This is a genomic window from Edaphobacter modestus, assembly GCF_004217555.1.
GTDB classification, from domain to species: domain Bacteria; phylum Acidobacteriota; class Terriglobia; order Terriglobales; family Acidobacteriaceae; genus Edaphobacter; species Edaphobacter modestus.
In genome coordinates this window covers 4,195,535-4,207,877 of sequence record NZ_SHKW01000001.1, presented here as the reverse complement: position 1 = coordinate 4,207,877, position 12,343 = coordinate 4,195,535, and the positions used below count along the sequence as shown (strand labels likewise).

General features: G+C 55.4%; 12 protein-coding genes and 1 pseudogene. 5 read left to right on the top strand and 8 right to left on the bottom strand.

The annotated features are described in order from the left end of the window. The first annotated feature begins 539 nt into the window (after positions 1–539). Both BDD14_RS17845 and BDD14_RS17840 read left to right on the top strand, forming a co-directional pair. Positions 540–1,280 (top strand): hypothetical protein, encoded by a 741-nt coding sequence (locus BDD14_RS17845; RefSeq protein WP_130419985.1) that lies wholly within the window; start codon positions 540–542, stop codon positions 1,278–1,280. Then, complete coding sequence (locus BDD14_RS17840; protein ID WP_130419984.1) at positions 1,277–1,801, top strand: hypothetical protein; 525 nt, start codon at positions 1,277–1,279, stop codon at positions 1,799–1,801. The genes BDD14_RS17845 and BDD14_RS17840 overlap by 4 nt, the downstream gene beginning before the upstream one ends. A gap of 396 nt (positions 1,802–2,197) precedes the next feature. On the opposite strand, the gene BDD14_RS17835 is transcribed toward BDD14_RS17840, so the two are convergent. Further along, positions 2,198–2,863 carry an HD domain-containing protein gene (locus tag BDD14_RS17835; RefSeq protein ID WP_130419983.1) on the bottom strand — a complete coding sequence of 222 codons (666 nt, stop codon included), beginning with the start codon at positions 2,861–2,863 and terminating at the stop codon, positions 2,198–2,200. A gap of 332 nt (positions 2,864–3,195) precedes the next feature. Between BDD14_RS17835 and BDD14_RS17830 the strand changes: the two genes are divergently transcribed. The 3 genes and pseudogenes from BDD14_RS17830 to BDD14_RS17820 all read left to right on the top strand — a co-directional run. Next, positions 3,196–4,143 (top strand): GlxA family transcriptional regulator, encoded by a 948-nt coding sequence (locus BDD14_RS17830; protein WP_130419982.1) that lies wholly within the window; start codon positions 3,196–3,198, stop codon positions 4,141–4,143. A gap of 104 nt (positions 4,144–4,247) precedes the next feature. Beyond that, the gene (locus BDD14_RS17825; protein ID WP_130419981.1) at positions 4,248–5,042 is read left to right on the top strand and encodes a twin-arginine translocation signal domain-containing protein; all 795 of its coding nucleotides are present in this window, start codon (positions 4,248–4,250) and stop codon (positions 5,040–5,042) included. A gap of 126 nt (positions 5,043–5,168) precedes the next feature. Further along, positions 5,169–5,380, top strand: a pseudogene (locus tag BDD14_RS17820) (uroporphyrinogen decarboxylase family protein); the annotation flags it as partial. A gap of 210 nt (positions 5,381–5,590) precedes the next feature. On the opposite strand, the gene hemH reads toward BDD14_RS17820, so the two are convergent. The 7 genes from hemH to BDD14_RS31900 form a co-directional block, all read right to left on the bottom strand. After that, the gene (gene hemH / locus BDD14_RS17815) at positions 5,591–6,610 is read right to left on the bottom strand and encodes a ferrochelatase (protein ID WP_130419980.1); all 1,020 of its coding nucleotides are present in this window, start codon (positions 6,608–6,610) and stop codon (positions 5,591–5,593) included. A gap of 53 nt (positions 6,611–6,663) precedes the next feature. After that, on the bottom strand, positions 6,664–7,206 hold the full coding sequence (locus BDD14_RS17810; protein ID WP_130419979.1) for an ankyrin repeat domain-containing protein: 543 nt from the start codon (positions 7,204–7,206) through the stop codon (positions 6,664–6,666). A 26-nt stretch (positions 7,207–7,232) separates the two neighbouring features. Further along, on the bottom strand, positions 7,233–7,706 hold the full coding sequence (locus BDD14_RS17805) for an ankyrin repeat domain-containing protein (protein WP_130419978.1): 474 nt from the start codon (positions 7,704–7,706) through the stop codon (positions 7,233–7,235). Positions 7,707–7,774: 68 nt separating this feature from the next. Then, entirely contained in the window at positions 7,775–9,304 is a 1,530-nt protein-coding gene (locus tag BDD14_RS17800) for a catalase (RefSeq protein ID WP_130419977.1), read from the bottom strand. Between the two features lie 161 nt (positions 9,305–9,465). Next, positions 9,466–10,356 (bottom strand): LysR family transcriptional regulator, encoded by an 891-nt coding sequence (locus BDD14_RS17795; RefSeq protein ID WP_130419976.1) that lies wholly within the window; start codon positions 10,354–10,356, stop codon positions 9,466–9,468. A 182-nt stretch (positions 10,357–10,538) separates the two neighbouring features. Continuing rightward, positions 10,539–11,987 (bottom strand): catalase, encoded by a 1,449-nt coding sequence (locus BDD14_RS17790; RefSeq protein ID WP_130419975.1) that lies wholly within the window; start codon positions 11,985–11,987, stop codon positions 10,539–10,541. A 164-nt stretch (positions 11,988–12,151) separates the two neighbouring features. After that, positions 12,152–12,337, bottom strand: a complete 186-nt coding sequence (locus BDD14_RS31900) for a hypothetical protein (protein WP_165420126.1) — start codon at positions 12,335–12,337, stop codon at positions 12,152–12,154. Between the last annotated feature and the right edge of the window lie 6 nt (positions 12,338–12,343).

Genomic DNA, 12,343 nt, shown 5'->3' with positions numbered 1-12,343 from the left:
CGTCTGCTTCGGCTCTGTCCAAGCTGACTGAGGCCGAAGTGCGAGGAGTAAAACGAGCACTGCTGCAAATCTGGAACAGTCGGACCCTATTAAGGCGTTAGAGAAAGTGCACCCTTTGCGTCTCGGGGCATGATCTTCCAAGGTGTCTTCCCATCCGGAAGACATCAAGCGACCGGGCGTATATCGCCCATGCTTGAGAGACGTTGAGTGTGGATGCATGGAGGTACCATACCCACTCTCTGGATAGAGCAAATAGTCAATTCGCAGCAACTCGTACGTTAAGCGCTATAAATATCTTTAAATGAATGATTTACTCCTTATTAACACGCACCGTTAAATGAGCCTCGACCTCGTTGTCTGATTTGTTTTAGAGAGGTTAGCGGATTGAATAGTCGGGGTATGGGGCGGAAGCAGCGTTCACAACTTATTAATATGCTTCTTGTCTACTTAGGCTTCCACCTAAGTTTTCCAGGATCATGGTTAGCGCAATCGCTCAAGCCGAAACTGAGGTTCTCGCACAAGATCCTAGGTGGGGCCTTGTGGAACGGATTGTCGCGTCACCGTCCTTCGTCAAGTCTGATCGCCTGTGTAGCTTTCTGACTTATATCTGCGAACTCTCCCTGACAGGACGGGATGATGAAATCAATGAGATCAACATCGGGGCTCGCCTCTTTGGCCGCCCTGACTACGATCCATCTATTGACGGCATCGTGCGTTCGCACGCTAGTCGAATGCGCCAGAGGTTGGAACAATACTTTAGTCAGGAGGGCGCGGAAGAGCCGATTCGGCTAACCATACCGAAAGGTGCCTACATCCCCGTCTTTGAGCTGCGGCCATATACTCTGGTCGCTCCCGAAGACGTCCCGCTTGAGCGCCTCCCAATATCGCCCGAACCAGTGGCAGCTAGCCAGGAAGCACGAACTCAAGACGCTGGATCTCGCTGGACCATCCGGATACTTGCAGCTGCTCTGGGTCTGGCATGCTTGGTCATCCTCTACATGTTGCCACTCGCGCATCGTGCCGCGGCAGCATCCCCTCTTGGACCAGACTCCCATCCTTTCTGGAGATCGTTCTTTGGCCCTGGCCATCAAACAATGGTCGTATGTTCCGATACCAGCTTGGCGACGCTGCAGGATGTCACCGGCCAAAAGGTCGGTTTATCCGACTATCTCAACGCTAACTACGTATGCACATTGCCCCGCCTCAAGGGACAACCACGGAGGTTGCAAGAGATCTCGGCAGCCGACGATATACGGCCATTGCGGATGTCGGCATCTTGACCCGGTTTTATCGGCTTGCAGCGGCACATCCAGATCGCCTCCAGTATCGGTATGCGCGCGATGTACGTCCAGACGACCTTAAAGAAGGTTCCACGATCCTGATTGGTTCGGCGTATAGCGATCCTTGGGTCGGAATTTTCGACGCGCACATGAATTTTGTCTTTCAGGATGATTTACAGCACCGGATTGTCGCCATAGTCAACCGCTCACCCCAAACCGGGGAGCTAATCCAATATGAATACAACCAATCGGACGCCGCGCACAAAATATATGGCGTCGTCGCGCTACGACCGAATCTCAGGGGCTCTGGCAAGGTTCTTATTCTTGAGGGCACCTCGATGGCTGGTACGGAAGCAGCAGCCGACTTTGTATTCGACGATACACTCCTGCTACCGTTCCTCTCGAAGATCCGAAATCCCGATGGCTCGATACCGTATTTTGAGGTTCTCCTGCAGTCGAGCAATATGAATGGAAGCGCCTCTCAACTTAGGGTCATCGCTTATCGCACCTCACAAGACTAAGCGACTTACGGCCATACGGGCGTTTCCTGATCCTGCGAGAGGGTGCCTGTGCCCTCTCGCAGCAGTTGCAGGGCCGCCAGCGAAGGACTCGTCGCCTCCTCCGATGTATTGTGGCTTATCGTGATTGGCCGTTAGGAGAAGAGCAGGTAGAGACTGTCTACACACCTTGTGTGAACAACTTGCAAAAGTCCTCACTCGTCGCATACATGCTCCTCCTGCGGCTTATTACAATCCGATGCGCATCTTGACAACTCATTTCGATTGAGTCCTCATTCTTATTCGTCGGGGAAACCGGCTCGAAGGTGATTCTTACGTGCGATCGAGTCACTCCTCTGCAAAGCTCCACACAGAATGCTCCCGGTGGTGGCTATCTACCACCACCGAAAACTCGCATGATCAGCCACGCCAAGAAGAGTTACGGATCACACTGCAGAAGTTGCCACGGTGGAAGCCGGGATCTTTGTCTGCGAGTACGTCTGCTTTCACGTTTCCGAAGGTGGTCTCAGGCTTGCGTTTGATGCCGTCGTAGAAGGCCTGCAGGATATCTTCTTTGAAGTGGGGTGTACGCGGGAACGCCTGCACGACCGCATTGCGGTCAGAGTCTGTGAAGCTGGTGTAATCGATTCCGAGCACATCCATTTCGACGCCTGCCGTTACGAGGGCAACGACCGGATGCATGTACTGAGGGATGCCGGGAGTAGTGTGAAGTGCAATCGCTGTCCATACGTGATCGATGTCCTGCTCAGAGATGCTATGGCAGCGCAGGAAGTCGCGCGCGGCATTTGCCCCATCAACTTCAAAACGGTCTGCGTCGCTGCTGTAAGCTGATACGAGACCGATGTCGTGGAACATAGCCCCTGCGTAGAGAAGTTCGGCCTCGAACTTGAGACCACGGCGCTGGCCTGCGAGCGCGCCAAAGTAGTAGACGCGGCTGGAGTGATTGAACAGCAGAGTCGATTCTGTGTCGCGGATGAACTCCGTGATTTCGTTGGCAAGTTTACTGTCGGGAACTCTGATGCCCGAGATGAGTGCTGCTTGAGAAGCCTGAGTTGATATGGTCATGGATGCCTCCTTGGTGTTTGCTTCCATATCCACGCTAGAACTGGCGGCGAATAAACGCCATGACATGATTACAGCACTTTAGGACATCAACATCATGCTTCCAGGAGACGTCGGGCCATTCCTGTATTTAACAGGTATCGCCGTGCATTGAAAGAAAAGACTCAAATGTCCTTCATATCCGCGGATGCGTTTCAGAACCACAAAGAATCACATAGTGTGACATCGTCCAACTCCGACGAATATTGGCAAATTTAAAATTCTTCCGGTCCGCGAGCCATGACAGATAAACGACGAAATCCTACACGGCTTATTGGGTCTAATAAAATATGGGCATGCGAAAGGTTGTCATCAGCGGTCCGCCGCCAGTCCAGGTCCTCGATGTAACGGGTCCCCTCGAGGTCTTCTCGAATGTTGCTGACTATCAGGTGGAGGTCGTCTCCTCGGATGGCTCCAATCAGCTCATGACCAATCGCGGAATCAAGCTTGCAGGTGCTGTGCAGCGCGACGAGGTTTCAGGTCCGATCGACACACTCGTTATCGCAGGAGGGCCCGGCGCCGAAAACGGCAACCATGATTCCGACTATATTCGCTGGATCGCTGATGCTGCTGGCAGGTCGCGCCGCATCGCCTCGATCTGTACGGGCGCTTTCTTACTCGCCGCTACTGGCCTTCTCGATGGCAAGAGAGCGGTGACTCATTGGAACTTTTGCGACCGGCTGGCGCGCGAGTTTCCCAAGGTCAACGTGTTACCCAATCCGATCTTCCTTCGAGACGGCTCGATCTACACATCCGCTGGCATTACCGCGGGAATCGATCTTTCTCTTGCACTTGTCGAAGAAGATCATGGACATCAGACGGCGCTGACTGTTGCAAGGCAACTCGTCATGTTCCTCGTTCGCCCGGGTGGCCAGGCGCAGTACAGCCACATGCTCTCCCGGCAAGCCACGACGTCAGAACCCTTGCGCGAGCTACAGGTTTATATGCTCGAAAATCTGAAAGCTGATCTCTCAGTCGAGACTCTCGCCGAGAGAATCGGGATGAGCCCGAGACATTTTTCTCGCGTATGTCTGCGCGAGATGAAGATGAATCCGGGGCAATTTGTCGATCGCCTGCGAGTTGAAGCTGCTCAACAGATGATCGATAGCTCCTCTATGGGACTGAAAGAGATCGCGGACGCCTGCGGGTTCGGATCCGCGGATTCAATGCGCCGAACCTTTCAACGCGTGATTGGAATTACCGCGGGTGAATATACCGAACGGTTCAAGCGCGTAAAAGACTGAACATCGCAATCGATGTCCGAAAGTGTCGGAAGGAGGTCGTTGTTGCCTCCACCGATCGAACCTAAGCTTGTCTTGGAGCGAGACAAGCGCTTAGGAGATAGACGATGAATAGACGTTCGTTTTTGAAGACCACTTCAGCTGCCGCAGGAGCAATTGCAATCGGCAGCACATTGGCCGAGGTCGCACAGGCACAAACCGCAGAATCACGTCCTGCCTTTCGCCGCCCGAAGGTAATTCTGCCCGTACCCACCCCGCAGGCAAAGTATCAGCGCGCACAGCCTGGAGTTCCCGATACGCAGTTGACACGCGAGGCTACCGGTCTGCTGCATGAATTCAGCACGCCTCTGCTGTTTAACCACTCCCATCGCGCCTTCTTCTGGGCGAACGAACTGGGCCGTCAGAGCGGCCAGAGATATGATCAGGAACTGCTTTTTATCTGCGCAGCCTTCCACGACATGGGCCTACTGAAGAAGTTCTCGAGCGCCGACGATCGCTTCGAGGTTGACAGCGCGAACGCCGTTCGCCAGTTCCTCGAGCATCACAACGTGCCAGCGACCCGCATTCAGGTTGCCTGGGACGCCATCTCGCTTCACACGACGCCGGGCATCGCCGCTTACAAGCCCCTTGAAGTTGAGTTGCTCTACAACGGTGTCGCTTTTGATGTTCTCGGCATCGGATATGAGCACGTCACGGAAGATCTGCGGAAGAAGATCGTCGCTCAGTATCCGCGGGTGAACTTCAAGCAGGACATCGCGAAGGCGTTCCTCGGTGGCTTTGAGCACAAGACCCAGACGACTGAAGCAACCTGCAACGAAGATATCTGCTCGCACTTTATTCGTAACTACAAGCGGAGCAATTTCTACGAGCAGATCCAGAACTCTCCTTTCCAGAACTCCTAGTGCCGCAGTTCGTCACGGATAGAAGGGAGTAGCCAGCCAGCAGCTGCTCCCTTCTCACAACTCAAACCATAAGTCGGAGAGCTCAGTTCAGATGACGGAGGAAAAGAGTAATTCGGGAAGCGGGCATCCAGTCGCTTTGTACGCGCGTGCCGAAGGCGCCCGTTGACCGGACACCTGTCTGGTTTCTACACCAGGCAGGCAGATACATGCCGGAATACATGGAAGTTCTAAAGCATCCCTCCCTGCTGGACATTTGCAGGACACCGGAACTTGCGGCAGAGGTCACGATTACAGCGGTAGAACGACTTGGCGTTGATGCGGCGATCGTATACGCAGATCGCTTCGCCTTCGAGGATTATCTCCGCTAATGGCCCAGGGAGGATGACGCAGGAGGGTGATAGCGACCCTGATCACTTCTCGACAACTGCGACGTGGAAATGCTTCAAGCACGTCCGGGATCTCGTCTCTCTCAGATCTCGGACGCTGTCTGAGTGTCAGGCAGTGACCTTAGTCAAACTGGAGCTTCCGCATTCCAGAGAGGAATAGATCTACCGAGATGACGAGCCGGAGGCGTTATCCTCCTTGCCGTACAGCGCAAGATTCTCCAGCGCATCGATGAGAAGACTGGAGTCATTGAGGCTCCCAGCGCGAATTAACTTCAATCCCAGATTCATTGCTGTCTTTTGGAACGCGATGTCGATGTCGTAAAGGACTTCAACGTGATCGCAGAGAAAGCCGACGGGCTGGATTACAACTGTTTCGTAACCCTCCGCCTTCAGCTGCGACAAGCTGTCCTCGACGGTTGGACCGATCCATGGACCGCCACTCATGCCCTGGCTCTGGAACGCAAAGTACCAGTCATCGGGGCTCAGGATATCCTTCAACGCCTCAGCGACCAACCGTGCTGTTTCTTTGCAGTCATCCGCATAGCTGTCGGGACCATTCGCCAAGATCATTCCGTGGTATTCAACTGGGGCTTCGGAAGGTTGGATAGTACGGGTCGGAACTGAGTGCGCCGTGAACAAAACGGCAACGCGATCGTGAGGTTTCGATCGGGCGACGTTCAACGCTGGCTGCATTCTCTGCGCGAATGCCTTGATGAGCATGGGATGGTCCGCCCAACCTGCGACGAAGTCGACGGAGAACGATCCGGCAACCGCAATCTCGACTGCCCGCTTGAACAGACCAACGCTGGTCCGTGAGTTCTGAGGCGCCAGACAAATCGCCCTGATCTTTTCAATCCCCGCCAATCTCATGTCATCGACGACATCGTGGATGAACGGCTTCCAATTACGCATGCCGACATATACCGGGCAGTCCAGGCGCTCACGCAAACGGTCTGCTTGCCGCATAGTCCAGCGAGTCAGGTGCGGACCTGCAATTGAGGGTGTGTCACGGAGCCCGATTGCCGCATATCGCTCCTGAAGCTCGTGCACAACATGAGACGGAACACCGCGTCCACCGGTTACAAGCTTGAGGTACTCGTCCATCTCTCCGAGCACGTCCGGAGTTCCGTGCGCGAGCAACAGGACAGCTTCTTTAGAGTTAGCTTCGATTCCCTTCTTCATCTCAACTCCCTTCACCAAGAGCTCGGTGCATACCGTTTCCTGCAGTCACATCTTCAATCGGCCTTTGGGGCCTGTTTCAAAATCCCGAGTATCTCCGGATCGTCCAGTTGTTGGGCAAGATAGAAGGCGTCGAAGCCCCTCTTGTCCTTGAAGTGCGGATCGGCGTTCCTTGCGATCAACAGCTTGACAACCGGTTTGCGTCCAAACTCCACGGCATACATCAGCGCAGTCGCTCCGTTTACATCCACGCCGTTGATCTTTGCACCGTTATCGAGGAGGATGGCGACGCACTTGTCGTCACCCTGGAACGACGCACCCATCAGGGCAGTGCGGCCAGTCGGGTCTCCACTCTCTGTATCAGCGCCATGCTTCAGCAGTAGCTCGGCGACGTCAGGACTCTGGTTGTAGGTCGCAAGAATCAGCGCCGTATATCCGCGCTCATCCTTCTGGTTGACGTCGACCTTCTGGTCGATCAACGTCTGGGCGAGCTTGACGTTGTTGGTCCTCGCCGCCAGATAGAGATCCTGCGATTGCCCATGTGCAATCGAGGTCAACGCAGTCATGGCGAAGAGTACGGCAATCAACTTGGCTTTCACTGTGAGGTCTCCTCTGACTTTGACTCTTACTTGGTGTTTGAAACTTCTGTTGTTGTCGGTCTTGCGGTTTCCGCCGCGCGAAGCACCCGGATGACCGAGATCCTCCCGAACATGACGGCATACATCATGCTGTTAAGACCCTTTGCATCTTTCGCGTCTTCGTCAGCTCCATGCTGCAGCAACAGCGCGACATCTCGCTCATCTCCTTTGAAGGAAGCGCCCATTAGCGCGGTGCGCCCCGATCGATCTTTCTTTTCGGTTGACGCGCCATGTTCAAGGAGAAGCTGAGCCACTTCATAGCTACCGTTGTATGTGGCCATGATCAGTGGGGTATACCCCTTATCATCCTGCTGGTTTACGTCGGCTTTGTTTGCAAGCAGGATACGCGCGCTGTTCACATCGTTCGTTCGTGCCGCGGAGAAGAGGTTGGGGGCCTGTGCATGGGCAACCACCGCACAAGCGGTGAATGCAAGCAGGATACTGGTCAATCTAGTCTTCATAGATTCAGCCTTTGATCGCACAGGTGCAGTCCCCTGAGGACTGCACCTGTCTGTTGAGTCATTCGCAGTTAGAGTTTGGCGGCTCGTTCCACAACCTGTTGGACGTCGATGTGCAGGCCCTCGGCAACGCGGGTTCCGTACTGCTTGTCCGCTTTGTAGAAGTGGCTCACCATCTCCAGAGTGATGTCCGGGTTGGTGACCTGCGACAGGTCGTGCACCAGGTTCGCGATCAGGTCGTCCTGATCCGCCTTGCTCGCCGAGCGATACAGCTCGCCCGCCTGGCGATACTCGTCCTTGATGCGGATCGGCTGATGCACTGTCGTTGCGCCCAGCTCCACCGGCGAGTAGTCGAATGCCGGGTTCTCGCCCATCGTGTTCTGTGCGCGATTCGGCTGGTAGTTGTAGTCGCCGTGCGTCTCGCGGGTGTCCATATGACCGTTCTGGTTGTAGCTGTTCACGGGTGAAATGGGCCGGTTGATCGGCAGCTGCTGGAAGTTAGGTCCAATGCGGTATCGCTGGGTGTCCAGGTACGAGAACAGACGTCCCTGCAGCATGCGGTCGGGCGAGGGCTCGATGCCGGGAACCAGGTTGCCAGGCGCGAAGGCGGCCTGCTCGGTATCCTGGAAGTAGTTATCGGGCATCTTGTTGAGGGTCATCTTGCCAATCTTGGTCTGGGGGAAGATCGACTCGGGCCAGATCTTGGTGTCGTCAAACGGATCGAAGTCCAGCTTGGCCAACTGCTCCGGGGTCGCGATCTGCACGCTCAGCTCCCACGAGGGGAAGTTGCCCTTGCCGATCTCGCGATAGAGATCGTCGGTGGCTTCCTGGGGGTCCTTCAACAGCGCGGCAGCAAGGGTGCGCGGGTTGGTGTTGAGGTAGCCCTGCATCGAGGTCCACTTGTACTTGACGTACACCACCTTGCCCTGCGCATTGACCCAGCGGAACGCGTGCACACCCCAGCCGTCCATCTGGCGGTTGTTCAGCGGGGTGCCGCTGTCGAGGTACATGTAGGTCATCATGTTGGTGGATTCCTTCTCGAGCGAGAGGAAGTCCCACTGACGGGTCTGATCCTGGCGATTGGTCACCGGCGAGGGCTTCATCGCGTGCACGAAGTCGGGGAACTTGATGGCGTCGCGAATAAAGAAGACCGGCTGGTTGATGCCGACGATATCGTAGTTACCCTGCTGGGTGTAGAACTTCACCGCGAAGCCGCGGGGATCGCGAGTTCCCGTCTCCGCCGAACCGGTGGGGTTCATGACGGTCGAGAAGCGAACGAAGACCGGGGTCTGCTTGTCCTTGGCGTTGAGGAAGTCAGCCTTCGTGTACTGCGACTCGTCGCCGTAGGAGACGAAGAAGCCGTGCGCGCCAACGCCGCGCGCGTGCACCACGCGCTCCGGGATGCGTTCGCGATCGAATGTTTGCAGCTTGTCGATCAAATGGAGGTCCTGCAATAAGACCGGCCCATCATTACCAGTTGTGAGGGAATCCTGATTGTCCGCTACCGGAGCGCCTGCGTTTGTGGTGAGAGTCTTAGTCTGCTGCTGTCCATAAACGAGGCTTCCAGAAAAAAGAAGTACTACCGCCAATTTTGTTTTCATCGATATTCTCCACTTTCGCGTCGGCTGTGCGCCAGTTACTAAGCGAAACAATTTGAGCGTATCGCCTCAGCAGGCGTGGAGGTAGATCGGCTGGGCTATAGTTGATATTGCATTTTCCGAATAGCTACGAAGCCGCAGGATTGACGCGGCTTTGCGGGCTTCTATGCATCCGGCTTTGCGATCGATTCCGCTATGGTTCGCAACCACTTTGTAAAAGCAGTCAAGGTCTTGAACCTGGCGCCGCTCTTGAGACGCGCGTAACCAATGCGCCTCGACTGCTCCTTAGGCAGGGGCATCACAGCACAGCCATCGGCCTGGAGCGCCGCCATTCGTGGCGCGATTGTTATTCCGGACCCTGAGGCAACCAGGGGAAAGATGGATCCAAAGTGATCGGACTCGAAGGCGGGTGCCATCTCCGCGCTGCCCCGCCTGCAGGCAATAAGCATGTCGTCCCTAAAGCAATGACCTTCCTTCAAAAGGAGAAGCCGCTCACCGGAAAGATCCAGTTTGGCGGGCTGTGCCTGACAAAGTGTGTGTTCCTTTGGAGCCACTAGGACAAGGGGCTCACGCAATAATTCGCTACAGACAAGATCAGGTTGACGTAGAGGCAGGCTCACGATGATGACATCGAGATCGCCTGCACGAAGCTTATCGACGAGGTTCGTCGTGACGTCTTCCGTCAGAATCATGTCGACCTCCGGGTACAGGGTCGAGAATTCGGGCAGGTGTGGTGCGAGCAGGTACGGAAGGACCGTCGGGATCGCGCCGATGCGAAGGGGTCCACCGATGCCATCCTCCAGTTGCCGGACCTGCAACTCAGCGAGCTTGGATCGGCTTAGTATTTCCTTTGCGTGTGAGTAGAAGATCTCACCGGCGTGCGTCAAGCGTACTGACCTGGCGAGCCGCACAAAGAGGGTCGATCCAACTGATTTTTCCAATCTGCGAATCTGCAGAGATAGCGTCGGCTGGGCGATCCCTTCCTGCTCCGCAGCTTTTGTGAAACTGCCATATCGAACGACCGAACAAAAGTACCTAAGCTGTTGAAGTTCCATTGCTATCTCTATGATAGCCATGTTTGCAAATCGGTGTAGGTACGATTGGAAGCTAGGAGGCTCCTGCGAGGAGGCTTACAGTTGCGGCTGCGCTATAGATTAGATAAAAAGCGGCTCCGTAACAGATTACTTGTTACGGAGCCAGGTTAGGCAGATTACAAGGCTATGAGGTTGACGCCGGGTTACTTGCGCTCCGCCAGGAAAGCTTCGAGAGCGTTTGCAACACCTTCGCCGTAAGCCGGGTCCGCCTTTGCGCAGTTCGCAACATGGCGATCCCGGACTTCCTTGGAGGCCGGACCGAGGGCCCGAGCCGTGTTCTCAAACAGACGCTGCTTTTCCTCTGCGCTGAACATACGGAAGAGATTGCCCGGCTGCGAGTAGTAGTCGTGATCGTCCTCACGGAAATCGAACTTCTGAGCATCTCCGTTGATGGCCAATGGCGGCTCCGAGTAATCGGGTTGCTCCTGCCACTCGCCATGACGGTTCGGCTCGTAGCTGGTCGTGCCGCCATAGTTTCCGTCGACGCGCATCGCACCGTCACGATGGTAAGAATGGAACGGGCACTTGGGCGCGTTCACCGGAATCAGATAGTGATTGACGCCGAGGCGGTAGCGCTGTGCGTCGCCGTACGAGAACAGACGTCCCTGAAGCATCCGATCCGGCGAGTAGCCGATTCCCGGGATGATGTTCGTCGGGGCAAAGGCGGCCTGCTCGACATCCGCAAAGAAGTTCTCGGGATTCCTGTTCAGCTCCAGAACGCCGACTTCGATCAGAGGATAGTCCGCGTGAGGCCAGACCTTCGTGAGATCGAACGGGTGGATGTGGTAGGTGTTCGCATCCTCCTCGCTCATGATTTGCACATACAGCTTCCAGCGGGGGAAGTCGCTCTTCTCGATGGCCTCGTAGAGGTCGCGCTGGTGAGTCTCACGATCCTTACCCATAAGGGATTCCGCTTCCTGATCCGTGAGGTTCTGGATTCCCTGCTGGGTCTTGAAGGTGAACTTCACCCAGAAACGCTTGTTCTCCGAATTGATGAAGCTGTACGTGTGGCTGCCAAAGCCGTGCATATGGCGGAAGGTGCGCGGGATTCCACGATCGCTCATCACAACGGTGATCTGGTGCAGGGCCTCGGGAAGGTTCGTCCAGAAGTCCCAGTTGCTGTCTGCGCTGCGCATGCCGGTTCGCGGATCCCGCTTGATGGCGTGGTTGAGATCGGGGAACTTGAGAGGATCACGAATGAAGAAGACGGGCGTGTTGTTTCCAACGAGGTCCCAGTTCCCTTCCTCGGTATAGAACTTCAGCGCGAAGCCGCGGATGTCGCGCTCGGCGTCGGCCGCACCACGCTCACCGGCAACGGTGGAGAAGCGGGCGAACATGGGAGTCGCTTTTCCGACCTCGGAGAAGATCTTCGCCTTGGTGTACTTGGTGATGTCGTGCGTCACGGTGAAGGTTCCGAAAGCGCCTGCGCCCTTGGCATGCATACGCCGCTCTGGAATCACCTCGCGGTCGAAGTGTGCCATCTTCTCGATAAACCATACGTTCTCGAGTAAGGCGGGCCCGCGTTTGCCAGCGGTCTTAATATTCTGGTTGTCATCAACGGGAGCGCCGAACGCTGTTGTCAATTTCTTCATGATTCTCCTCTATTTCGTAGGTAGTTGTTGCTATTAGGCCGTAGCAGGAGTCCCCGGACGGTTTGCCCATAGAGAGCGAATCGTGATGCGCGCGGCGTTCTCTGCCTCTTGCGGCTGGGTTACGTTGCCCATAACAGCACCTTAAGGCTCTGCGTTTGAAACCTCTATGACGCATATCCGTCGTTTTCGGACACGTTCACGACAACCGCTCCTGTTAGGTCGGATGTATCGTCGTTTCGACCAACATGCTGGCCAACACCAGAGATGTCTTCGACGGTAAGGTAAATCGTGTTTTGCTTCCAGAAAGAAGAAGTGCTGCCGCGAATCTTGCTCTCATCGATCTTTTCCACTCTCAC

Bases quoted from the DNA above. Each gene is read 5' to 3' on its own strand.
- BDD14_RS17835 (WP_130419983.1), bottom strand. From the start codon at position 2,863: ATGACCATATCAACTCAGGCTTCTCAAGCAGCACTCATCTCGGGCATC.
- BDD14_RS17830 (WP_130419982.1), top strand. From the start codon at position 3,196: ATGCGAAAGGTTGTCATCAGCGGTCCGCCGCCAGTCCAGGTCCTCGAT.
- BDD14_RS17825 (WP_130419981.1), top strand. From the start codon at position 4,248: ATGAATAGACGTTCGTTTTTGAAGACCACTTCAGCTGCCGCAGGAGCA.
- hemH (WP_130419980.1), bottom strand. From the start codon at position 6,610: ATGAAGAAGGGAATCGAAGCTAACTCTAAAGAAGCTGTCCTGTTGCTC.
- BDD14_RS17805 (WP_130419978.1), bottom strand. From the start codon at position 7,706: ATGAAGACTAGATTGACCAGTATCCTGCTTGCATTCACCGCTTGTGCG.
- BDD14_RS17800 (WP_130419977.1), bottom strand. From the start codon at position 9,304: ATGAAAACAAAATTGGCGGTAGTACTTCTTTTTTCTGGAAGCCTCGTT.
- BDD14_RS17795 (WP_130419976.1), bottom strand. From the start codon at position 10,356: ATGGAACTTCAACAGCTTAGGTACTTTTGTTCGGTCGTTCGATATGGC.
- BDD14_RS17790 (WP_130419975.1), bottom strand. From the start codon at position 11,987: ATGAAGAAATTGACAACAGCGTTCGGCGCTCCCGTTGATGACAACCAG.